Origin of the sequence: Owenweeksia hongkongensis DSM 17368, assembly GCF_000236705.1 — a bacterium.
GTDB lineage: Bacteria > Bacteroidota > Bacteroidia > Flavobacteriales > Schleiferiaceae > Owenweeksia > Owenweeksia hongkongensis.
In genome coordinates this window covers 2,536,203-2,559,731 of sequence record NC_016599.1, presented here as the reverse complement: position 1 = coordinate 2,559,731, position 23,529 = coordinate 2,536,203, and the positions used below count along the sequence as shown (strand labels likewise).

Annotated in this window: 25 protein-coding genes; 19 read left to right on the top strand and 6 right to left on the bottom strand. The window is 40.7% G+C overall.

Annotation, left to right across the window (positions count from 1 at the left end):
* Positions 1-22: 22 nt before the first annotated feature.
* Positions 23-451, bottom strand: a complete 429-nt coding sequence (locus OWEHO_RS11280) for a hypothetical protein (RefSeq protein ID WP_041627574.1) — start codon at positions 449-451, stop codon at positions 23-25.
* 95 nt (positions 452-546) lie between these two features.
* The gene (locus OWEHO_RS11275; protein ID WP_014202606.1) at positions 547-1,365 is read right to left on the bottom strand and encodes a DUF3298 and DUF4163 domain-containing protein; all 819 of its coding nucleotides are present in this window, start codon (positions 1,363-1,365) and stop codon (positions 547-549) included.
* A gap of 66 nt (positions 1,366-1,431) precedes the next feature.
* On the opposite strand from OWEHO_RS11275, the gene OWEHO_RS11270 reads away from it, so the two are divergent.
* The 4 genes from OWEHO_RS11270 to OWEHO_RS11255 all read left to right on the top strand — a co-directional run bounded on the left by OWEHO_RS11270 (position 1,432) and on the right by OWEHO_RS11255 (position 5,745).
* Entirely contained in the window at positions 1,432-2,298 is an 867-nt protein-coding gene (locus OWEHO_RS11270; protein WP_014202605.1) for an MBL fold metallo-hydrolase, read from the top strand.
* A 5-nt stretch (positions 2,299-2,303) separates the two neighbouring features.
* Positions 2,304-3,176: a glycosyltransferase family 92 protein gene (locus OWEHO_RS11265; protein ID WP_014202604.1), complete on the top strand. Its 873-nt coding sequence runs from the start codon at positions 2,304-2,306 to the stop codon at positions 3,174-3,176.
* A complete protein-coding gene (locus OWEHO_RS11260; RefSeq protein WP_014202603.1) occupies positions 3,166-3,819 on the top strand; it encodes a sulfotransferase family 2 domain-containing protein in 654 nt (217 codons plus the stop codon). The genes OWEHO_RS11265 and OWEHO_RS11260 overlap by 11 nt, the downstream gene beginning before the upstream one ends.
* Positions 3,820-3,915: 96 nt before the next feature.
* Entirely contained in the window at positions 3,916-5,745 is a 1,830-nt protein-coding gene (locus tag OWEHO_RS11255) for a M1 family metallopeptidase (protein ID WP_014202602.1), read from the top strand.
* Between the two features lie 70 nt (positions 5,746-5,815).
* Here the strand turns inward: OWEHO_RS11255 and OWEHO_RS11250 are convergent, their stop codons facing one another.
* The 3 genes from OWEHO_RS11250 to rnr are packed head-to-tail and all read right to left on the bottom strand — an operon-like array spanning position 5,816 to position 9,019.
* Entirely contained in the window at positions 5,816-6,430 is a 615-nt protein-coding gene (locus OWEHO_RS11250) for a LysE family translocator (RefSeq protein WP_014202601.1), read from the bottom strand.
* Positions 6,431-6,439: 9 nt separating this feature from the next.
* Positions 6,440-6,841: a DUF948 domain-containing protein gene (locus tag OWEHO_RS11245; protein ID WP_014202600.1), complete on the bottom strand. Its 402-nt coding sequence runs from the start codon at positions 6,839-6,841 to the stop codon at positions 6,440-6,442.
* Positions 6,842-6,871: 30 nt separating this feature from the next.
* The gene (gene rnr / locus OWEHO_RS11240; RefSeq protein ID WP_014202599.1) at positions 6,872-9,019 is read right to left on the bottom strand and encodes a ribonuclease R; all 2,148 of its coding nucleotides are present in this window, start codon (positions 9,017-9,019) and stop codon (positions 6,872-6,874) included.
* Between the two features lie 329 nt (positions 9,020-9,348).
* Here rnr and OWEHO_RS11235 point away from each other — a divergent pair, with 329 nt between their 5' ends.
* The 8 genes from OWEHO_RS11235 to OWEHO_RS11200 all read left to right on the top strand — a co-directional run bounded on the left by OWEHO_RS11235 (position 9,349) and on the right by OWEHO_RS11200 (position 18,095).
* Positions 9,349-11,730, top strand: a complete 2,382-nt coding sequence (locus OWEHO_RS11235; RefSeq protein WP_014202598.1) for a DUF7619 domain-containing protein — start codon at positions 9,349-9,351, stop codon at positions 11,728-11,730.
* A 280-nt stretch (positions 11,731-12,010) separates the two neighbouring features.
* The gene (locus tag OWEHO_RS11230; RefSeq protein WP_014202597.1) at positions 12,011-13,276 is read left to right on the top strand and encodes a T9SS type A sorting domain-containing protein; all 1,266 of its coding nucleotides are present in this window, start codon (positions 12,011-12,013) and stop codon (positions 13,274-13,276) included.
* Between the two features lie 390 nt (positions 13,277-13,666).
* Entirely contained in the window at positions 13,667-14,230 is a 564-nt protein-coding gene (locus OWEHO_RS11225; RefSeq protein ID WP_014202596.1) for an RNA polymerase sigma factor, read from the top strand.
* Positions 14,227-14,973 (top strand): hypothetical protein, encoded by a 747-nt coding sequence (locus tag OWEHO_RS11220; protein ID WP_014202595.1) that lies wholly within the window; start codon positions 14,227-14,229, stop codon positions 14,971-14,973. The genes OWEHO_RS11225 and OWEHO_RS11220 overlap by 4 nt, the downstream gene beginning before the upstream one ends.
* A gap of 12 nt (positions 14,974-14,985) precedes the next feature.
* Entirely contained in the window at positions 14,986-15,450 is a 465-nt protein-coding gene (locus OWEHO_RS11215; RefSeq protein ID WP_014202594.1) for a hypothetical protein, read from the top strand.
* 51 nt (positions 15,451-15,501) lie between these two features.
* Positions 15,502-16,806: an outer membrane beta-barrel protein gene (locus tag OWEHO_RS11210; RefSeq protein WP_041627573.1), complete on the top strand. Its 1,305-nt coding sequence runs from the start codon at positions 15,502-15,504 to the stop codon at positions 16,804-16,806.
* A gap of 40 nt (positions 16,807-16,846) precedes the next feature.
* Entirely contained in the window at positions 16,847-17,659 is an 813-nt protein-coding gene (locus tag OWEHO_RS11205) for a sulfotransferase family protein (RefSeq protein WP_014202592.1), read from the top strand.
* The gene (locus OWEHO_RS11200; RefSeq protein WP_014202591.1) at positions 17,649-18,095 is read left to right on the top strand and encodes a GNAT family N-acetyltransferase; all 447 of its coding nucleotides are present in this window, start codon (positions 17,649-17,651) and stop codon (positions 18,093-18,095) included. The genes OWEHO_RS11205 and OWEHO_RS11200 overlap by 11 nt, the downstream gene beginning before the upstream one ends.
* 3 nt (positions 18,096-18,098) lie before the next feature.
* On the opposite strand, the gene paaE is transcribed toward OWEHO_RS11200, so the two are convergent.
* On the bottom strand, positions 18,099-19,247 hold the full coding sequence (gene paaE, locus OWEHO_RS11195; protein WP_014202590.1) for a 1,2-phenylacetyl-CoA epoxidase subunit PaaE: 1,149 nt from the start codon (positions 19,245-19,247) through the stop codon (positions 18,099-18,101).
* 150 nt (positions 19,248-19,397) lie between these two features.
* Here paaE and paaA point away from each other — a divergent pair, with 150 nt between their 5' ends.
* From paaA to paaD, 7 genes are all read left to right on the top strand, one after another.
* On the top strand, positions 19,398-20,354 hold the full coding sequence (paaA, locus tag OWEHO_RS11190) for a 1,2-phenylacetyl-CoA epoxidase subunit PaaA (RefSeq protein WP_014202589.1): 957 nt from the start codon (positions 19,398-19,400) through the stop codon (positions 20,352-20,354).
* Entirely contained in the window at positions 20,351-20,635 is a 285-nt protein-coding gene (locus tag OWEHO_RS11185) for a hypothetical protein (protein ID WP_014202588.1), read from the top strand. The genes paaA and OWEHO_RS11185 overlap by 4 nt, the downstream gene beginning before the upstream one ends.
* Positions 20,599-20,892: a type II toxin-antitoxin system RelE/ParE family toxin gene (locus OWEHO_RS11180; RefSeq protein WP_014202587.1), complete on the top strand. Its 294-nt coding sequence runs from the start codon at positions 20,599-20,601 to the stop codon at positions 20,890-20,892. The genes OWEHO_RS11185 and OWEHO_RS11180 overlap by 37 nt, the downstream gene beginning before the upstream one ends.
* A gap of 19 nt (positions 20,893-20,911) precedes the next feature.
* On the top strand, positions 20,912-21,202 hold the full coding sequence (paaB, locus tag OWEHO_RS11175; protein ID WP_014202586.1) for a 1,2-phenylacetyl-CoA epoxidase subunit PaaB: 291 nt from the start codon (positions 20,912-20,914) through the stop codon (positions 21,200-21,202).
* 102 nt (positions 21,203-21,304) lie between these two features.
* Positions 21,305-22,057 (top strand): 1,2-phenylacetyl-CoA epoxidase subunit PaaC, encoded by a 753-nt coding sequence (gene paaC, locus OWEHO_RS11170; protein ID WP_014202585.1) that lies wholly within the window; start codon positions 21,305-21,307, stop codon positions 22,055-22,057.
* 55 nt (positions 22,058-22,112) lie between these two features.
* Entirely contained in the window at positions 22,113-22,961 is an 849-nt protein-coding gene (locus tag OWEHO_RS11165; protein WP_223252684.1) for a leucine-rich repeat domain-containing protein, read from the top strand.
* A 37-nt stretch (positions 22,962-22,998) separates the two neighbouring features.
* A complete protein-coding gene (paaD, locus tag OWEHO_RS11160; protein WP_014202583.1) occupies positions 22,999-23,487 on the top strand; it encodes a 1,2-phenylacetyl-CoA epoxidase subunit PaaD in 489 nt (162 codons plus the stop codon).
* The last annotated feature ends 42 nt before the right edge of the window (positions 23,488-23,529 follow it).

Sequence of the window (23,529 nt, the reverse complement as noted above, 5' to 3'; positions counted from 1 at the left end):
CTTTGTTGGCGATAGTATTTTTTTAATCTTCTGGATATATAATATTGGTAAACATAAAAGTCTCTTGTCCAATAATGGCTGTTATACTTAAAGGGTCTGTGCAAAAATTCATATCTACCAGTTTCTTTTTCAAAGTCAAGATAAGGTCAGGGTTAATTGATTCACTTATCTTGTCTTCACTTGTGTCCGCTTTTTTTGTGTTTTTGAAAATGCTTGTAATAGACTTCTTTTTATTGTAGACAATATTATCTCTCAATTGTAGCTTAAGTCTCCAGGTCGCTCCAATATATTCATCAGCTTGTTCACGAAACCCGAATAGAAATCCAACGGGTGTGCTAAGACTACCTCCACTTGAATTAACCACAATGTGCATTAATTCACCGATAAATCCATTTTCGTCTTTTGATTTCCAATGAATAATGTAGTCAAGAATTCGTGTTGATTTTTCCATTTTTATATTATCGCCAACTAGTGGCTAAACAATATGTTGTTTATATCTCATTATATACTAACACCCCTGAAACCCTTTCAGGGATTGGACTTGTGTTAAAATCGATACTCTTGCTTCACCATTCCCTTTATTTGCAAATAAGGAAACTCCAGCGTAATGCTGCCTTCAGAGTAGGGGGCAATTTCGTACTGATTGTACATAATGGTAAGTCCGGAGGCATCATACTTAAAGTTGTTATTCAGAGCAAAAGCATCATTTTCAAACCAATATCCGGCTTCTTCAAAAGTTTGCCCTTCTTCTATTTCGCGGGTTTCTCTAAACTGCTTTTCGGCCAAGGCTTTAAACTCCGCAAACTTATTGGGGAGAATCAAATCGGTAAGCTTTATGGGAGTGCCTTTATCAGCGGCAAAGGTGTAGTAAAACTTAAATCCATTAGGGTGCGCACCACCCGTAAAAGTGTAGTTGTAAATAGAGCAGCCAAACAGGTTATTGTCGTTTAGGTACACTTCCATATTGTGAATGTACTCCCACGAAAGGTCATAGTTTTTCATGTCCTTGCTAATCTGCGTGTACTCTTTTTCCAGGTTGGCAATTATGTCTTGCGGCTTTCTGGGCGCTCCTTCGCTATTGTCGGTTTCGCTGAGTGCTTTACGCAAAGTGGCTTCTATTTTTGAGGCCGAGGCCTTGTTAGTTCCACCGTTTATGTAAAGTTCATCAATCTTTACTTCCACACAGTTTTTGGCAGAATCCTTAGCGCAAGGCAAATTGCTGGCTACGGTTTTTATTTCGTACTGAAGGGTGTCGGCCGCAGGCGCGGCTTCTTCTTTCACCACCTCTGGGGTAGCGGGGTCGTTTTGGCAGGCAAAGCTTGTCGCAAAAATAATAGCGGCAGCAGAATAGTTTTTGAGCGTCATAAATTCCAAATTTTTAAGCTCTTCAAATTACGTTAATTTTGAGCGTAAATACTGAGAATCCACATTATGAAAATACACCCCCTACATACCGGAAATTTTAAACTTGACGGAGGAGCCATGTTTGGCGTAGTACCAAAATCCCTTTGGCAGCGCACCAACCCGGCAGATGAAAACAATCTTTGCACCTGGGCCATGCGCTCTATGCTTATTGAAGATAACAACAAGTTGATTCTTATAGATACGGGCATTGGCAACAAGCAGAGTGAGAAGTTTTTTAGCCACTACCATTTACATGGAAATGATTCACTGGATGGAAACCTCAAGAAATTAGGCTGCAGCCGCGATGATATTACGGACGTGTTTTTGACACATCTGCATTTTGACCACGTGGGTGGAGCAATTGAGTTTGATTCATCTAAAGATGCTTTTCGCCCGGCTTTTAAAAACGCACATTTTTGGAGTAATGAGCGCCACTGGAAATGGGCCACTGAGCCAAATGCCCGCGAAAAAGCTTCGTTTCTAAAAGAAAATATCATCCCCATACAGGAAAGTGGGCAGCTAAAATTTGTGCCGGTAAATGATGATAAAGACGGGGTTTACAATACTGAATTAGGTTTTGACGTACTTACCGTAAGCGGCCACACCGATGCACAAATGTGCCCGATTTTAAAGTATAAAGACAAGACCATCGTTTTTATGGCCGACCTTCTTCCGTCTACCGGCCACATTCCATTGCCTTATGTGATGGGATATGATACGCGCCCACTTATTACTTTGGATGAAAAAGGACGTTTTCTAAAGGAGGCTGCCGACAAAGGTTACTATCTGTTTTTGGAGCATGATGCCGCCAATGAATTGTGCACAGTAGAAAACACGGAGAAGGGCGTAAGGCTGAAGGATAGCCACAGTTTTGCTGATATTTTTGGCAAATAATATTGATGGCCGCCACCTTTCAAAAAATACATTATAACCTACTAAAGCAATGGGGAGCATTGCGGCCTGCACAAGAGGTGAAGGCCGATGCCCCCCTGTTTGTGGCCTGTGTTTTCAAAAATGAGGCGCCATTTCTTAAGGAGTGGATTGATTTTCATTTGAAGCGAGGCGTGCAAAAGTTTTACCTCTCGGATAATGGCAGCACCGACAATTTTGAGGAAGTATTGGCACCTTATGTGAAACAAGGTTTGGTGAGTATTTCTAAAACGCCATTTACCCAATGGAGCATAAGGCGGCAGGCACAGGAGTTTAATCGTCTGGTTCAAAAAATCAAAAGTGAGCAGGGTTCTGATTGTTGGGTGGCTTTTATTGATATTGATGAATATTTGTTTTCGGTGGAGCCCCGAGGGGTGAGGGATGTGTTGAATTCTTTTGAAGGAAAAGAAGTGGCCGCTGTGCAGGTAAACTGGCTGATGTTTGGAACATCAGGTTTGAAGAAGCTGGATAAATCTAAACCAATGATAGAGCAGCTTACCAAGCGGGCGCCAATGGAGCATGATGAAAACACCAACTTTAAGCCCATTGTATATTTGGCAAATACATTTCAGTTTTTTGAAGGGCCACATTTACCTATTCAAAAAGGGAGTGCGCAGTTTTACTTTAGTGACGGAAGCAATTTTGCGCCAAGCAGAAAAGAGGGAAAACATAGCCCATTACGGCTAAACCACTATTGGTACCGAGCGGAGGAAGATTACTATCAGGAAAAAGTAGCCAAGCGCGAAGCTTATGGCGACTATCGTAAAAGGGAATTGGAAGAGTGGCACATGAACCGCTGCAATGAGGTGGAAGATTTGGAGATTTTGAAAGATGAAGTTTAAGATACAGCCAGATGTTATTGCCATTCATGTCCCTAAAACTGCGGGAAGTACGTTTCATGCGGTTTTAAAGGAAGCTTATGGCTTTCGCCTAAAGCACATTCAGGCTTTTGAAGATATGCACACTTGGAATAACGGGCTGCCTTATAAGTGTAATAAGCCGCTAGTGCAGGCTGTTTATGGACACATCACAGTACACCCCAATTGGTTGGAATATTATCCACAGGCAAAACTGATTACTTGGGTAAGAGAGCCGGTGGAACGCGTTATTTCGGCTTATTATCACTGGCAAAAAGCAGGTGAAAATCAGAGTGAAAGACAAAAGGCTTTTTTGAGCAAACAACCAAGCCTATTGGAGTTTGTGGAAAACAAGGAATATCAAGCCACGGTAAATGCCTATGAAACCTACCTCGGTAGAATTGAAATCAACAATTATGGTTTTGTTGGTCGCACAGAGTATTTTGAAGAAGATTTGAAAAAACTGGAAAGCTATTTAGGTAAGCGTTTTTCGCCAAAAACTGGAAACAAAAATGTGAATTCTAAAAAGCCGGAAATTCCTTTTGCCGAAAAGGAAGAAATCAAATTACTGCTGAAAAGCGAGTACGATTTATATCATGAGCTTTTGAAAGCAGGCAGGCACAAATAAGCCAATTATCTCAACACAATAAATTTTCAGAACTTTCGCGGCTCTTAAGGATTTACCTGCGGAATGAAAATTGAATAGAAAGCGAAAAATACATTCATGAAGAAATTTCTTTTAGCACTTCTTTTACCATCAGCTTTGCTTGCACAGCCGGGACCAGGTTACTGGCAGCAAGAAGTGAAATACACGATGGACATTGATTTTGATGTGGCGAAGCATCAGTTTAGCGGAAAACAAGAGTTGCTATATACCAACAATTCCCCTGATACTTTAAACGAGGTTTTTTACCACTTGTATTTTAATGCTTTTCAGCCGGGGAGTATGATGGATGTTCGTTCGCGAAACATTGTAGATCCTGACAAAAGAGTAGGAGACCGCATAAGCAAGCTCAGCAAAGAAGAAATAGGATATCATAAAATAAACATGCTGAAGCAAAACGGTCAGCAGGTAAACTTTCAGGTAACTGAAACTGTGATGAAAGTGGAGTTGGCCGAACCAATCTTGCCAGGAAGCACGGCAACTTTCAGTATTGATTTTGAAAGTCAGGTACCTGTGCAAATTCGCAGAAGCGGTAGAAATAACAAGGAGGGAATTGATTATACCATGACCCAATGGTACCCAAAAATGGCCATGTATGATGAAGATGGCTGGCATCCTGATCCGTATGTAGGACGCGAGTTTTACGCTGACTTTGGAACCTTTGACGTAAATATTTCTATCCAGGATAATTTTGTGCTTGGCGGTACAGGAACCCTTACCAACAGTGAAGGAATTTGGGAAGCGAAAAAGGAAAAGAGAGGAATTACCACCCATGAAATGGTGCGGTCAAAAACTGAAAAACGCCTTTGGAAGTTTCATGCTGAAAATGTGCACGACTTCGCTTGGGCTGCTGACCCGGACTATATTTATAAAAGCACCGTTGGTCCTGACGGACTTCAATTAAATTTTTACTACTTAAAAGACTACAAGGAAACCTGGGAGCAACTTCCGGAGCATACAGTGGAGCTTTTCACTTTAATGAACAAGAGCTTTGGGAAGTATGCTTATCCACAATTTTCAGTGATACAAGGTGGAGATGGCGGTATGGAATACCCAATGTGTACGATGCTAAAAGGTACAGGAAAGCTTGAAGGATTGGTAGGGGTAACGGTACATGAAGCGGTACACAACTGGTACTATGGAATGCTTGCCAGCAACGAAAACCAGTACCCATGGATGGATGAAGGTTTTACATCCTTTGCGGAAGCTGAGGTATTGCACACAATGGGTTTTGAAGAAGCTGAAAACCCTCATGGTGGTGCTTATCGTGGAAATGCCTACATGTTTGCCAAAGGAATTGAGGAGCCCCTGAGCACGCCTGCTGATTATTTTGCTGTAAACAAAGCGTACAGTATTTCGGCCTATTCGCGTGGTGAAATGTTTGTGAGCCAAATGCGCTTCATAGTGGGAGAGGAAGCCTTTAGCAGAGGCATGCACAGGTACTTTAATGCATGGAAATTTAAGCATCCAGACCCAAAAGACTTTATAAGAATAATGGAAAAGGAAAGCGGAATGCAACTGGACTGGTATCTCAACTTTTGGATGAATACCAACAAAACTCAGGACTATGCGATAAAGGAGGTGAAATCCGTAGATAGGGGTGTAGTGCAAGTAGAGCTAGAGCGAATTGGAGAAATGCCCATGCCGGTGGACATCACGTTTATTTTGAACGATGGAACTGAAATGGTGTATACAATTCCTTTGGTCTCTATGTTTGGAAGCAAAGAAGGAATGAATGCCTTGAAGCCTTGGCCGTGGACATCCCCAACCTACACTTTACATACCGACATTGTGGCTAGCAGCGTGAAAGAAGTGATTATTGATAGAAAGCAAGAAACAGCTGATTTGAACCGTAAGAATGATAATTATGAAACGGCTAGCGCAGAATAACGTAAACCTGTAAAACTAAAAAGCCGCCCTGGTTTTTAAATCAGGGCGGCTTTTTAGTATGAAGTGGGCATTACAAAAATGCGCGAATAACAATATACACACCGAATAGCAACAAAATAAGTCCGATTATCTTTTCTACCATTTGTAGATTTCGGCCTTTAAAACGCTCTTTAAACTTATTGGCAAAGTAGATTTTGAACATATCAACCGTAAGGTAAGTAAGCATTATCAAGGCATACACCATGATCATTTTGCTGCGCTCATGATGCACCAACGAACCAATTGCCACGGTGGTTGCAATCCAATAAAAGAGTACCCCAACATTTAAAAAGTTCAGTAAAAAACCTTTGAAGAAAAAGAGACGTTTACGCTTTACCGCTACACGGTTTTTAAACTGACCCGGGGTTTTAGATTTTAGGATATAATAGCCACCAAACACAATAACGGCAAGCCCTCCAATCAGGCTTACCCAAATATTATCTTCGAGGCTAGAAATTAGCGATTGACTGCCATAAAATGCAATAAGAATAAAGATTACATCTGCTAGAGCGGCACCCAGGTCAAGCATCAGTGCCTTGGTTTTGCCTTGCGAAATACTAGTCTCTATTATCACAAAAAAAACAGGACCGGCAGCAAAGCTCAAAGTGATGCCCAGTGTTACGGCATACAGTATTACTTCGAGCATAGAGGAGTTTTAGATATCTGAATCAGCACCTGACGACTCTAGGTCAGAAAGCCTTTTTTCCAGCATGTTTACTTTTTCCGTTTGCAAATTTAGGGCTTCATCCTTTTTTACCAAGTCTTGTTGTAAGTTTTGAATTTCAGCATCCTTATCGGCTATCTGTTTTTTGTATTTGGCAATTTCGTGTTTCAATCCATCCAAATGTTTATTCAGTCCTCGTATTTCTTTATTAAGGCTATTAGCCGACATAATGGAGTATACGATGTACACCAGGAAGCCAAAAGAGAAAATAAGGTTGGTAATGAAGATTGATTTGGAAGGATCTTCATTATCACTGAACATAAAAAACAAGGCGATTCCGATAATGGCAACACCTACCACAAGAACGATGGTTTCAATACTGCTTCTTTTCATAGTATGGCTTTAGCGCGGGTTTTCGTTAAGTTAATGGTTTTTAGATGCAGGAACAAAATCTAATTGCTTTTTGTCCAAATCAGCATTTTTTACAGTCACCATTATTTGATCACCAAGTTGGAAAATTTTTCCATTACGCTCCCCCTCTATGGCAAAGTTTTTTTCGTCAAATACATAATAGTCATCCTTAAAGTCGCGGATTCGGATCATACCCTCGCACTTACTTTCGATAAGTTCTACAAAAACACCCCATTCGGTAACACCCGAAATTACGCCCATAAAATCTTCACCTACATGCTTCTCCATAAACTTCACTTGCATGTACTTAATGGAATCACGCTCAGCTTCGGTAGCTAGTTTTTCACGGTCAGATGAATGCTCGCAAAGTTCTTCGTAGGTGTTTTTGTTTACAGGATTTCCACCATCCAAATAATGCTGGAGCAGGCGATGCACCATCATATCCGGATATCTCCTAATTGGCGAGGTAAAGTGTGTATAATAGTCAAAGGCCAATCCATAGTGACCAATATTCTGTGTGCTGTACACGGCTTTGGCCATACTTCTTATGGTCAAAGTTTCAATCATATTCGCTTCACCTTTTCCCTTCACATCGCTAAGCATTTTATTTAAGCTTCGCGAAATACCGTTTCGATTTTTGGTGTCTACCTGATAGCCAAATTGTTTCACAAAATTGCTAAGGTCCATTAGCCTGTCAGGCTTGGGTTCATCATGAATTCTGTACACAAAAGTCTTGTCGCTAGGCTTGCCGTTTTTACCTTTTCCTATAAAGCGGGCTACACTTTTGTTTGCCAAAAGCATAAACTCCTCGATGAGGTGGTTCGCATCTTTACTTTCTTTAAAGTAAACACCCGTTGGGTTATTTTCTTCGTCAAGCTCAAATTTCACTTCTACTTTATCAAAAGCTAAAGCACCACTTTTCATGCGCTGCTGGCGCAGAATTTTAGCCAGTCCATTCATGATAAGAATTTCTTCGGCAAGTGTTCCTTTTCCGGTTTCAATCACTTCCTGAGCATCAGCGTAAGCAAAGCGATGATCAGAGTAAATAACTGTTCTACCAAACCACTCATTGAGCACATTGGCATTTTCGTCCATTTCAAACACTGCGGAAAAGGTTAGCTTTTCTTCATGAGGGCGAAGTGAGCATACCTTGTTGGAAAGCTTTTCAGGAAGCATAGGAACCACGCGATCTACTAAATAAACAGAGGTGGCACGTTTTACGGCTTCTTCCTCGAGCTCGCTGCCGGGCGTAACGTAATGCGTTACATCAGCAATGTGAACACCAATTTCCCAGTTGCCATTTTCAAGCTTACGCAGAGAAAGGGCATCATCAAAATCCTTGGCGTCATGCGGATCGATGGTAAAAGTTAATACATCACGGAAGTCACGCCTTTTAGCAATCTCTTCTTTTGAGATTTCTTCAGCGACTTTCGCGGCTTCGTTTTCTACAAGTTTTGGAAACTCGCGTGGCAAGCCGTATTCCGCAAGTATAGAATGTATTTCTACATTGTGATCTCCGGGTCGGCCCAGTACTTCGGTTACTTCACCAAAAGGGCTACTGGCGTGCTCGGGCCAATCAGTAATTTTGGCAATAGCCTTATCACCATGCTTGGCGCCATTCAGCAATTCTTTATGGATGTACAAATCCACCAGCATTTTCTTATTATCGGGTACCAAAAATCCATAGTTTTTGGACATTTCAATTATTCCCACAAACTCAGTTTTGGCGCGCTCTATTATTTCGGCAACCTCACCTTCAGGTTTTTTGTTTTTGCGCTGAGCATAAAGCAGCACTTTCACAAAATCGCCATCCAAGGCATGGTTTATATTTTTTGGTGTGATGTAAATGTCATCTTCCAGCTCATCAGAAACCACATAGGCAGAACCCTTTTGAGTCATATCTACATAGCCTTCTACGTAGTGTTCAAAATGTTTGTATCGGTATTTTCCACGTTCCGTTTCATCTACGCGTCCATCCTCGGCAAGGCGCATCAGGGCTTCTGAAACCATCTTGCGTTCTTCTTTATCAGAAATGCCCATTTGGGCAGAAAGCTGTTTATAGTTGAAAGTAGTTAGTCGGTCTTTTTTAAGTGTGGCCAATATGGCCGTTTGCATTTTATCTAAACGCTTACTTCTGCGTTTTTTCTTTGGTTTACTCATAGTATTGCTAAGGTAAAAGAAGGGCGAATGTGCACATCTTCTTTTTGAAATTATTAATGAAAAATTAATCCACCAGCGGAGAAGCGGTGGATATGAGCCTTTTGCCCACTGAGCCTTTGGTAGAAACTTTTTGGCTCATTGATGTCTATAACGACAGGCCAAAGGTAATGTTTTAGAATTGTTGCCAAATGGCTGATAAATAAGGAATAAGATTTCTGACTTTTATGCTTGAGTGTAAGGAGAAGGTTCGCTAACTAATTATGTAAGCATCGCCTGATCTATTTCTTTATCTAAGCTCGTAATACTGGTACAAACAAAATATTACGATTATGAAAACAAGACAATTAACCACAGCGCTGTTAGTATTGATGATAGCTTTTATTGGAACTATCAATGCACAAATATTTCAACCCATGGGGAATGGGATTAACCCAAATGATGATTTAATGCAGACGTCTGGTATTTCTTCCGAAAATGGGAATGTTTGTGCTTATTACACTTCGTTCACATCATTCCCAATAACACAAATTATCAAAAAATGGAATGGTATATCCTGGACAACGCTGCCGTCACCCCCTCAAGTTGGGTATATCACAGATATTGAATTATTTAATAATGAGGTATATCTATCATTCAGCTCAGGAGGCTCCTTAGGCCCTGGTATTTTAAAGTTTGATGGTACAGGGTGGATACCAGTGCTTCCGAATCTTTCGGGGAGAGTAATGGATATGGAGGTTCATAACGGAGTTTTGTTAGCAGGAGGTGCTTTTCAAAATGGTTCAGGAGGAGCGTTTGGCATAATAGGCTACGATGGTACAAACCAAATAAACATTCCTACAATGACAATTGACGACACTATAAATGATGTCAATATTATTAATGGTGAAATTTGGATAGCAGGTTTCTTTAGAGAGTCTAGAGGGCAGAGAGACACGGTAAGCGTAAGAAGGTTAGATAATGGAAATAATTGGGTTCATCCAGCTACTTCATTTAAAATCGATCCTATATACAGAGCATTGCAGTCAGTATTTGAAATTAACAATGAGATTTTTGCCGTGGGTTCAGGAAAAATTTATGAGCTGAAAAATGACACGGCTTACGATGTTCAGAGTTACAATGGGTGGATTACATCATATAGCGAATTTGATGGTTTGATGTATATGTCTAATGGTGTTGACATGTATGTTTTTGATGGTACTAGTATTTATGGTCCGACCACATTTCCTTCAGGAGTTCAAAGCTTTGAGTCTGACAAAAGTTTTTTATATGCCACGTTCACAGATACCAGTAAGATGCGTGTAGATACTAGCTATGCCAATAGACGTAAGTTTGGACATATATTAAAAATGGGAACACAATCTCTTGGTTTACTTACAGGGAAAATGTTTATAGATAATAATGCAAATTGCAATTATGATAACGGAGTAGATGTTTCTGCACCAGCGGTAACATTGCCGGTGTATGCAGGAAATAATCTTAGCTATTCGTCAACCGATGGTGATGGGAATTATCGGATCTATTTACCAGCGGGGTCATATAATATTAATACCCCGTCAAGTTCGTTGCCGCTAATGAATCATTATAGTTTAGGATGCAGTGTTCCTTCTAGTGTGAGTATTACTTCATCACAAACCACTACTCAAAACTTTGCATATTCTCACGATGGCTCAAAAGATTTAGAAACTGTGATTTTCATGAATTTAGGAAACAGAAGCCGTCAAGGTTTTTCAGAAAGTGGAAAGCTGGTTTTAAGAAACCCAGGAATCACGATTAATACACCAGTAAGCGTAAAACTCACAATCCCAAATTCAGTAAGTTTCAGTTGGTCAAACCCGGTACCTACAAGTTCGAATGGAAATGTGTACACGTTTACTTTCCCTGGAATAGGACAAGCTAATGAAGAGTACATTAGTTTTAGGGTGAAAGTTGACCTTGCAGCGAATGGTGTTGGCGACACTTTAAAATGGTATTCGGAGGTAGTTCATGTTTCGGGAGATGTAGATATGAGCAACGATAAAGACACCACATGGACAACGGTGGTTGCTGCCTGCGATCCTAATGATAAAACACCGAGCGTAGAGCAAAGCCTTCCTGGCCTTTCGAGGTTAGATTACCACATTCGCTTTCAAAATACAGGAACAGACACAGCCTACAAAGTGACGATTGTAGATACTTTGGAAAGTTACTTTGACCCTGCAAGTATTATGATAAACGGAGCAAGCCATGATTACAGTTTTGCCATGGCAGATAACCGAGTAATTGCATGGACGTTTGACAACATTCTTTTGCCTGACAGTGGGGCAAACTATGCGGGTAGCCAAGGTTTTGTAAACTTTAGCATAGATGTAGACCCAACTCTTAATGTTGGTGATATCATAGACAACGATGCAGAAATTTACTTTGACTTTCAGCCAGCGGTACATACTAATCATGCAAAAACTGCTATCGTTTCAGTACTTGGTGTGGAAGAATTTTTAGAAAGACAAACGAGTCTAGAGGTTTATCCCAACCCAGCACGAGGCATGTTTTACATAGAGAATTCTCTAAATGAAGAGCAAGAAGTAAAGCTAATTGATGCCACAGGAAAGGTGATTAAGAGCATTAGCCTTCAGCCCGAAATGAAAGCTGAGGTAGGAGCAGAAAGTTTAGCACCAGGAATGTATTTTATAAATAATGGAAGCAATACGCACAGAGTAATTATTACCCAGTAATAGAATTTTGAGTTTGTGTTGAAAGCCTCGATTGTGAAAGCGATTGGGGATTTTAGCTTTTGAGCATAAGAACTGGCAGAGTTTGCTCATTAGAACCTTTGCTTGGATATAAAATTTACTGTAGTGACATTCTTTTTAAACTGTTGAAAAACAGAGGTAAGGTATAATAGCTCCTAAGCTTTAGTAAAAGGTTCTGTTTCGTTAAATAGTTAAGCGCATATAGCCTGACCTATTTCTTTATCTATGCTCGTATTACTTGTACAAACAAAAAATTACGATTATGAAAAAACTAAAACGACTCTTTTTTATTCTTACTTTTTTAATTTGTGGAATTGCGCTGCACGCTCAAACGTGGGATCTTATTGGGAATGGAATTGGTCAGGATGTTTCGTATAGAAACGATGTTGATGTTTATAACAATGAGCTCTACGTTTCAGAAATAATTTGGAACGGAAGTACACCTGGAACGGAAGTAAAAGTTCGAAAGTGGGATGGGCAGTCTTGGGTTACCCTTCCCTCATATACAACTCCAACGTTTACTGAATTTGGAGACATGACTATTTTTCAGGGAGAAATATACATAGGGTTGGTAATGGCAAGTGGAACCACCTCTTGGCTTGTAAAATTTGATGGTATGCAGTGGTCGGTTGTGCCAATGTTCAGCGGTGTATTATCCGGTTCTGTAAGAAGTTTGGAAGTTCATAATGGGGAATTGTACATAGGAGGGTTTTTTGATGTTACAATAGGAGGAACCTCTTATGAGAACATTTTGAAGTATGATGGCACCAGTTTTACCGGATTTACTGGGCTCAGTGGTCCAAATCAAACGGTATCAGATATTCATTTTGCTAATGGGGATGTGTATGTATTAGCCAGACAATTGTATAAGTTGAATGGAACAACTTTCGGGACAGGGGTGCAAATTCACCAATCGGGCACTAGCCAAAGGAGCTTTTTAGCATCGTATAACAATGAATTATATTGCGCAACAGATACTTTCCTTTATAAAGTAGGAGCCAGTGCAAGTACACTAATAAAGACCTTTCCGTATAGAATCACCGATATGGATGTATATAATGGTGAGTTGTATGTTGTGGGGGATACATTAAGGAAAACATGGACTTTGGGAGGAGGTTTAACTAAATATGATGGCCAAACCTTTACCATTCTATCAGCACCAAACGCCCTTCATTCAGGGGAAGTGTACAACGGAGCACTGCATTATTTTTCATGCTCTGTTACCATGTTTAATGGCCAACAATATGATAGGGCCTTTAAAATGAGTAATGTTTTAGGACTGGGTGAGAAAGCGGTAAGCCAATCAGGCCTATCGGTTTACCCAAACCCTGCCCACGGTCTGTTTTACATAGAGAATTCTCTAAATGAAAAGCAGGAAGTAGAACTGATTGACGCTACCGGAAAGGTGATTCGAAATATTAGCCTTCAGCCCGAAATGAAAGCTGAGGTAGGAACAGAAAGTTTAGCCCCAGGAATGTATTTTATTAATAATGGGTCGAATACACATAGAGTGATTATTACCCCTTAGTAGGATTTTTGAGTTTGTACTGAAAGCCTCGATTGTGAAAATAATTGGGGCTTTAGCATTTTTTTAACATTTCCCCCAGACAACCCCTTGTATAATGTTGGGTCAAACTAAGGTGGTAACGAAAAAACAATGGCGAAGTCTGCTTTATTTAAACTGGTGTACCCGCTCCGCTTAGAAAAGCCGACCACATCATAAATTAAAAACTGTGACGTTATAGTTTCAGTAATTCGTTACTAACCCTGTTTCTCTAAAGCCCTACGGTAGCTCCGTGGGGCTTTGTTTTTCTGGTAAACAGAAAGATTCCTCAACTTTTAGAAAATTTTTTTCACCCTCAGGCAACCTATCTTTGTTTATGTCCTGTCATATAGATAACAGGCATTAACCAAAACCATGGCAAAACTGATACGCCTTCCTAACACAGATGAACGACTTGCCAAGCAGTGCAAGAAGGGAGATCGCAAAGCGCAAAGAGAGCTTTACGATATGTACTCCCCAATCATGCTGAGTGTGTGTAGGCGATATGTGCAAACGGTGGAAGATGCCGAAGAAGTTCTTTCAAACGCCTTTATTAAGGTGTTTAGAAAAATTGATCAGTACAGTGGCGAAGGCCCTTTGGGAGCTTGGATAAGGAGAATTATGGTAAATGAATCACTCAACTTTATCCGTTACAAGAAAAATCTATTTGTAGAAATAGAAGAGGAAAATCACCAAAGCTTAAGCCACACAGGAGTACAAGATCAAATGAATGCGGACCATTTAATGAGCTTAGTTATGGAGCTGCCAATGGGCTACCGCACGGTTTTTAACCTTTTCGGAATAGAAGGGTATTCGCATAAAGAGATTGGAGAAATGTTGGGGATTTCGGAGAATACTTCCAAATCACAATTGAGCAAAGCTAGAAAACAGCTACAGCAGAAGCTGGGAGAAACAGAACTTTTATACAAAGAGCAATGAAGAATGAAAAGCATCCTTTAGACGAGTTTTTTAAAGAGGGGCTGAGTGAGCATAAAATTCAACCCTCCGCAAGTGTGTGGGACAAAATTGAAGAGGCACAGCCGGAGCCAAGCCGCAAAAAAGGTGCTTGGTTTATACTTCGCGCTGCGGTGGTTACGCTGCTTATTGGGCTTAGCACCTTGTTTTATTTTCAAAATAATGATGTGGATACCAATGATAATGTGGTGAGTAGCCCAGATATTATTGAGGTTGAAGGACCGGATAAAAACAATGCAGCACAGAAGCAAAACAAGGCTACTGAGGGAAATAAGGACAAAACGGAGACGCCAAAAGAAGAGGTGAAACCTAAGAAAAAGGCAGTGCCAATTATGCGTCAAAGTACTTCTCGCCCTGTTTATGTAAGTAATGATGGAGTGTTTCAAGTAATTGATGAAGACGCCCTTTATGCTGAAGACATGAAAGTTGCTGATGCAGATATTTCGCTACAGCTAAAAGCAGAAAGAAAAGCTGCCGCAACACCTATAAAGGTGAAGGTAAGATTGAAGCCAAGAGCAGCAACTGAAGGTTTTTATGCTAATGCAGATGAGTCAGAAGAAGAAACTCCAAGGCCGAGCTTTAAGAATAGAATGCAAACTTATGCCAGTAGCCAGATGGACAATGTGCTTAGCGGAAAACCGCTGGAATGGCCTAAGGTGGAAAAGAAACAGATTGAAATACCACTACCCAGAATATTAAGTAACTAAACCAAATTTGATATGAAAAGAGTATTGATGATAGCTGCGATTGCAGGAATGAGTTTTACAGCCTGGTCGCAAAATGAGCAAACCGATGAGCTACAGCAAAAGCTACAGGAAATGAAAGCTTCTACTGAAAAGTGGCAGGCAGAAATGAAAGAGCAGATGGACTATTACTCCGATAATGCTGAAGAAATGACGGAAAAGCAGTGCAAAGAGTACGCTGAAGTGATGGAAATGCAATCTGAAAGTTTTGAAATGAGCATGGAAGCTTTTGCTGAAAGCATGGAAAAATGGGCAGAAGTATATGGCCCACAAATGGAAGAAATGGGCGAAAAGATGGCTAAGGACATGGAAAAATGGGCCGAAGGTTTTGCCAAAGAAATGGAAGAGTGGGCAGAGCAAATGGAAGAGCAAGCAGAGAGATCAGCTAATGCAACGCCACCAGCACCACCTGCTCCTCCAGCAGCGCCTCAAGCAGAATAAAACAATTAAGAGGGTTTTATGTAACTGATAATAATCTAACGAAAAGTAAAAATGAAAAAATTGATGATGACTGCCGGGTTTATGTTTGTAACGCTCTTTGGAGTGTGGGCGCAGCCGGATGATAAGAAGAAAGAAGAAACGGTAGAGATTGAAATTAGTGGTAACAAAGTAACTATTCAGGCAGAAGATTTAGAAAATCTTTCTGAGGTGGATATAAACACAATCATCCGTGAAGTTACGGCACGCAGCATTCAAATTCAGAAGCAGCAACAAGAGCTTTTAGCACAGGTAAATAAGCAGGAGGCTAATGGAGAAATTACCGCTGAACAAGCCGAAGAAATGCGCGATATGATAAATGACCATACTGAAGAAAGTATGGAAATGGTAGGCGAATTGATGGAAGCCTGGGGCGAAAGCTATGAAGAGCGCATGGAAGCCTGGGGTGATGAATATGAAGCGAGCATGGAAGCTTGGGAAGCTGAAATGGAAGCAAGAACTGAAGCTGGAAACTTTGTGATGCCTCCATTACCACCAATGCCTCCGCTACCACCTGCTGGAGCGCCAGTTCCCGAGTCTGACAGCAAAAGGCAAAAAATAATCATCAACGAAGAAGGTATTATCATTCAACAGGGTGAGAATGGAGAGGAGCCATTTGCCTGGAAGTTTGATGAAGAAGATGAAACTGATGAGGATGAGCCCAATGATAGACCTAGTAAAATAGATCGTACCAATGGTTATTTTGATATCAATTGGGGATTTAATCAACAGTTAGCTGGAGGAACCGATTTTATAACCGATGGCCCTGAAGAACTTGACTTTTGGAGATCGCATGTTTTTGACTTTGGATTTGGAGGAAAGACACGCATTGGTTCCCCTTACAGCAAGTTTTATATCAAGTGGGGAGGTGAGTTTAGCTTCAATGGATTTAGACTTTTAGAAAACAATACGCTACAAAAAGATGCTAATACTGGTGAAGCGGTTATTAAGATGGACACAGGAAAAGCTGTAGATAAATCAAAGTACAAAATCGCATATTTCAGTATTCCGGTTATGCTTCAGCTAGACTTTAGCGAAGTGGGCGATATCGATGAATCTTTTACCATAGGCGTGGGCGGATACGCTGGTGTAAGACTGGGCGCAGGTCGCGTGTTGAAATATAGCACACCACAATATAGCAAGGTAAAAGAAGATATTGATGGAGATTTTAATACCAACCAGTTTCGCTATGGCGTGATGGCTCAAGTAGGATGGGACGCGTTTAAAATCACAGCCAAGTATGACCTCAATTCTTTCTTTAAGGATGGAAAAGGTCCAGATTATCAAGTGGCTTCAATAGCTCTTGGATTTACATTATAACCCTCTTTTTTTAGTTTCTTATATGGTAGATCCTGCATAGATGAATTCTGTGCAGGGTTTTTTCATTGATGTAAGTTCAGAACTTACATTTGTGGCAAATGTGAAGTTTTTGAAAATTTTGGAATCACTTAAAATCAAGCAACCTGAGTATTTTTTGCTAATAGGAGCAGGTCGCGGAGGAACCAGTTTACTGGCTTCCATGATAGATTATCACCCAAAGGTGAAGGTTGGTTTTGAGCGATTTGCTTTTGACTTTCTTCTTGGCGAAAAGTTAGAGAGCGAGGATAAAAATGATATAAACTCTAGGCTTGAAGCTTTTAACAAAAGCTGTAAGGAAGAAGCTGTATTAAGCAAAGGCCTGTGGGGAAACAAAATAACTACAGAGCAAATTTTGGCTTTAGAAGATTGCCAGGATATTCCACCGAACGGAAGTATTTTAGAGTTTATACGAAAGGTAGTTAGAAGTCAAAAGGTAATTTTTATAGTACGTGATGGGCGACACTGCATATTGTCTAAAATGAAGCGTACCGGTCAAGGCTATGAAACAGCGTTGCAGAGGTGGAAGTATTCCACCAAGGTTTTGAATGAATTTTCTAAACAGGGTGTAAATCTTCACTTGTGTAGATATGAAGACTTGCTGCAAAATCCAGAAGGAGAATTGTGTAGAATTTGCGAGTTTTTGGGGGTTCAATTTGAAAGGGATATGCTAAAAGGACCATCAAATAGTATGATGCCAGAAATGTATGCCGGTAAAGGGCTGCGGCCAGTTTCTGAGCTTACGGAAGAACAAAAACTTTGGACAAAGGATATTAAGAAGGAATTGGAACAATTAGGATACCTGAATGACAACTGAAGCAAAGAAATTTGAAGAATTAAGCGGTAGTCAGCTCTATGAGCTTATGAAGCTAAGGGTTGACATTTTTGTGGTAGAGCAAGAATGTGCCTACGAGGAGTTGGATAATTTTGATCAGGTGGCTACTCATATTTTAGGCTACAGCCAAAATGAACTGGTAGCTTATGCCAGAGTGCTACCGCCTGATACAGTGTATACCCAAAGTAGTATTGGCAGAGTGGCGGTAAAAAAAGAAGCCCGCAATATGGGCTTCGGAAGAATATTATTTAAAGCTGCTCTTGAAGAAGCTCAGAGGCTTTACTCGGGTCAAGAGATTAAAATTCAAGCGCAGATTTATCTGGAAGAATTTTATTCAAGTTTTGATTTCAAAACCATTTCGGAGCCATACCCTGATTGGGGCATTTGGCATGTAGATATGATTTTAGAAGCCAGTTAAACTCTACTGCTCATCGTAGCTTATCACCACCTTCTCACTGGTTGGGTGAGTTTGGCAGGTAAGTACAAAACCTTCTTCTACTTCATCATCTTCAAGGGCATAGTTCATGTCCATTTCTACGGAACCCTCAAGCACCTTGGCGCGACAAGTACAGCACACGGCACCTTTACAGGCATAAGGTACATCTGCACCAGCATCAAGAGCAGCGTCCAGCACATTTTTGCCATTTGAAGCAATGTCAAAGTGAGTTTCTTCTCCATCAAGAATAATGGTAACAGCACTTGTTAAAGCATCGCTTTTCTTTTCAGCAGACACTTTGGTTTTGTGGGCAATGTTTTGCGAAGGAGAAGTAAATAGTTCATAATGAACGTGAGATTTATCAGCACCAAGCTTAAGTAAACTGTCATTAATACAGTTAATCATGGCTTCTGGTCCACAGATGAAATACTCATCAACTTCATTGATGTTGAAGAATTTTTGAGAGAAAGAGATACACTTCGCCTCATCCAAGTGACCTTTCAGCATATCTGTACCTTGATCTTCACGGCTAAGAATATGGTGAACCTCAAGTCTATTCATGTGCTCATTTTTCAATGCATCAATAGCATCGCGGAACATTACAGACTGGGTAGTTTTGTTTCCAAAAAACAAAGTGAAAGTACTTTCTGGCTCAATGGCCATTACCGATTTTATAATCGAAAAGATGGGTGTAATTCCAGAACCAGCAGCAAAAGCTACATAGTTTTTCTTGTTGGCCGGATCTAGCTTTGTGTAGAACTTCCCTTCGGGAGTCATTACATCTATTTCGGTGCCTACAGTAAGTTCTTGATTGGCAAAAGTTGAAAATTTACCACCAGGAACTTGCTTGATTGCTACACGTAATTCGCCATCTACAGGGCTTGAACAAAGTGAGTAAGAACGTCTGATTTTCTCACCACCAATTTCCTTTTCCAGCGTAAGGTATTGGCCAGGAATAAAGTTATAGTCATCAACCAAATCCTCGGGCACATCAAAGGCTACAGAGATACAGTCCGAAGTTTCGCGAGTAATGTCCGAAACGCGAAGGCTATGAAAACGAGCTCTGCGTGACGATTTTTCATTGGTAAGGAGTGAATCCTTTTTATCTTTTGCTTTCTTGAAGAAATTCAGCATAATAGTATAATTTCAGGGCAGCAAATATACTACCCCCTTACGTAATGGCTCAATATTGTTTAAAGAAACCTTGCGCAAGCCTTTTTATGCTAAGTATGGAAGTGTAATATTTGCACCCTATCTTTGTAAATCACTAATATCCGTGTGACAATGACGAAAGAAATGAATTTGGAAGAACGTTTTCAGCAATATGTAGATGCAGAAAACAAGGTGGAGCCAAAAGATTGGATGCCGGAGAAGTATCGAAAAACACTAATTCGCCAAATAAGCCAGCACGCCCACTCAGAAGTAGTAGGTATGTTGCCCGAGGCAAACTGGATTACAAGAGCACCTTCTTTGAGAAGAAAAGTTGCTCTACTTGCCAAAGTGCAGGATGAAGCTGGCCACGGTTTATATCTATATTCTGCAGCTGAAACTTTAGCAGCCGACCGCATGGATATGGTAGAGGACCTCCTTAGCGGAAAGGCGAAATACTCAAGCATATTTAATTATCCTACCCCAACCTGGGCCGATATAGGCGCTATTGGTTGGTTGGTAGATGGTGCAGCAATTGCCAATCAGGTGATGCTATGCCGTACATCATATGGCCCATATGCTCGTGCAATGGTTAAGATTTGTAAAGAAGAAAGCTTTCACCAACGTCAGGGGTATGAAATTACCATGACTTTGGCTCAGGGCAGTCCGGTTCAAAAGCAAATGGCACAAGATGCGCTTAACCGCTGGTGGTGGCCATCGCTAATGATGTTTGGCCCTACTGATGATGCTTCGCCAAACTCTGCCCAGAGTATGAAGTGGAAGATTAAACGTAAATCAAATGATGAGCTTCGTCAGGAGTTTATTGATAAAACGGTTCCTCAGGCTGAGTTTTTAGGTCTTACTATTCCTGATAAAGACTTGAAATGGAACGAAGAAACTGGTCATTATGAGCATGGCGAAATTGACTGGGAGGAGTTTTACAATGTGATAAAAGGTAACGGAAAGTGCAATAAGCAACGTCTTATAGCCCGAAACAAAGCGCATGACGATGGTGCATGGGTACGTGAAGCAGCCAATGCTTACGCAGAAAAAGAAGCCGAAAGAAGAAAGAAGAAAAGTAGCGCAGCGTGAGTTCTGTAAAGAAAGAAATACTGAAGAAAGTCAACTACATTTTGGAGAATGAAGCGGATGAAACTATCTTGGTTCAACTTCGAGAAGAGCTGGCAAGTTACGAGGCCAGAGTAGTTGCAAATGATGCTTCAATGGCAGAACAGGCTTTGTTTTCAGAAAAAGAGATACGTGAAATTAATGAGGGATATGAGCGCTCTAAGAATCCGGAAAACTTGATTCCTCATGATAAAGTGATGGAGCATATTTGGAAGGATATAGGGAAATATACTGGGAAAGCTTAGCTCAAGCAAAGCTGAACAAGGTTCTTTTATATCTTCTGGAAAATTGGGAAGGAAAGCATGCAACACAATTTTTTGACAAGCTAAATGGAATAGTAAAGAAGCTGGCAAGAAACCCTGAAATTGGAACAAGGATTGGACCTACTCAAGGTAGTTACAGCTTTCCATATAGTTATTATAGGGTGGTTTATCATTTTGACAAAGAGAAGTTGATTGTTACCAATTTCATAGATATGCGCTCCAGCGAAGAGTTGAAATAATAAAGATAGTAGAGATTTTATGAGCAATAAAGACAATTGGAAAATTTGGGAAGTGTTTATCCGCTCCCGCAATGGTTTGAGTCATAAACATGTAGGAAGCCTTCATGCTCCTGATGCCGAAATGGCGATAAAAAATGCCCGCGATGTTTACACTCGCAGAAGTGAGGGTATCAGCATTTGGGTGGTTCCTTCAGAATCAATCACTGCCAGCAGCCCGGATGAGAGCGAGCCATTGTTTACTCCAGCAGATGACAAGGTATATCGTCACCCTACATTTTACGATATCCCGGACGAAGTGGGACACATGTAGCCTTTGGCATTTTAAGTTTAATGTTTGTGGTTTCGCTTCGGGTGACATATAAAAACGTCAGTTCGAGCGGAATCGAGAACAAACGGTTAAAGAAGTAAAGTTTTGCAAAACGAATTATTACAATATACACTGCGCCTTGGAGACAACGCTTTGATACTTGGTCAACGATTAGCTGAGTGGTGTGGTCATGGTCCTATTTTAGAGCAGGATATCGCTCTTTCAAACATTGCTTTGGATCAGCTAGGTCAAGCCCGAATGCTAATGCAGTATGCGGCTGAACTAAAAGGAAGCGAGTCTACTGAAGATAAAATGGCATTCTTTAGAGATGTGACAGAGTATAACAACTTATTGTTGCTGGAACTAGAGAATGGCGATTGGGGGAAAACAATAGCCCGCCAGTTTCTTTTTGATACCTACAATTACTTTTTGTACACCGAATTACTAAACAGCAAGGATGATCACATTCGCGCTGTAGCGCAAAAGGCGATTAAAGAAATCACATACCATGCCCAATGGAGTGCTGAGTGGGTGATTCGCTTAGGTGATGGAACAGAAGAAAGTCATGAGCGTATCCAAAATGCCATCAATGACCTTTGGGAATGGTCAGGCGAAATGTTTACCATGGACGCCATAGACGAAGCGATGCTAAAAGCCGGAATTGGTGCAGATTTAAATAAAATTAAAGCTGACTGGCACGAAAAAGTAAGCATGATATTGGACATGGCTACTTTAGAAAAGCCAGAAGCTGACTGGTTTCAGAGTGGAGGCAAGCAAGGAGAGCATACCGAATACCTCGGGTTTTTGCTAGCCGAAATGCAGCACTTGCCAAGAATGTACCCAGAGGCAAGTTGGTAAACTAAGCTTGTATAATTTTAAAAAAGGTCGATCCAATTAGGTTCGACCTTTTTTGTTGGAGGCTTATACAGCTCGCAATTTCCGTAAGTTTAAAGAATGGTTTCAAAAGCTTGCAACTAAAACTAAATTGGCGGTCTGTATATATAATATGAAGTCACTTTTCTCTTGGATATTAATAGGTTCTATAGCTCTCCTTGCTGGCTGTAAAATGAAGACATATAACAGTCTTGACTCAGCATACCGTGATGCAGAGAATACAGAGAAACTGGTGCTCTACCGAAAGAAGATTGGCGTTCTACCTCCAGATATTGCACGCTTGGCCAATTTGAAAGAACTGCGAGTTTTTAAGTGTAATCTGTACAGTATTCCCCCCGAAATAGGCATGCTGGACTCACTTGAAGAACTGGTGTTGAGCAATAATCACTTGGACTCATTGCCTCCTGAAATAGGGAATCTTAAAAAATTAAAAAGGCTTTCCCTTCATCACAATAATCTGAAAACCTTGCCAAAGGAAATTGGACAATTGGAGAGCCTGGAGTCGTTAAATCTGGCCTATAATAACTTGACAGAGTTGCCACAAGAAATAATGCTGCTCAAAAATTTAAAGTATCTCTACTTAAGTTTTAATGATTTGAAGAAATTCCCTTTAGGGGTTGAATATTTAGAAAAACTAGAAATTCTGGATTTAGAGCGTAATGATTTAGAAGAAATCCCGGCTGAGCTGGCTGGGTGCCAAAAATTGCTGGTGCTCAATGTAGCTTATTGTGGCACTGCCACAGATGTTCCCGATGAGTTGTGCAAGTCACTTTCTTTGGAAGAATTAGTTGTAGGTAGAAACACAGTGGTGCCGGTATGTTTTGCTGCTCCTTCTTATAGGCGATTACAAATAATATTGCGCCCTTAAAGGGCTACCTTTGCACGGTATTTGAACTATAAGAATCATGGTGTTAAGCGAAAATCAAATATGGCAATGGCTAGAGGATGTTTCCGATCCTGAAATTCCAGTACTCTCTGTAGTGGATTTGGGTGTGGTGCGGCATGTAGATATTAATCATGACCATCCCATTGTAACCATCACTCCTACTTATAGTGGATGCCCGGCTATGAATGAAATCGAAGAGAATATTCGCAAAAAGCTAAAGGAAGAAGGCCTAGAGACAATCGAAGTAAAAACTATTCTTTCCCCTGCATGGACTACCGATTGGATGACCGAAAATGGCAAGAAAAAACTTCAGGAATTTGGCATTGCCCCACCCGAAGGAAGCTCTGCCGATAAGTCTGTTTTATTTGGAAAAGCCAAGCAAGTGACTTGCCCCAAGTGTAAATCCACCAACACCTCCATGATAAGCCAATTTGGCTCCACAGCCTGTAAATCCCTGTATAAGTGTGAGGACTGTAAAGAGCCATTTGATTATTTTAAATGTATTTAGTTTGGCCTAAGCAAAGTGAGATGTCACTTGGGTAAACATATT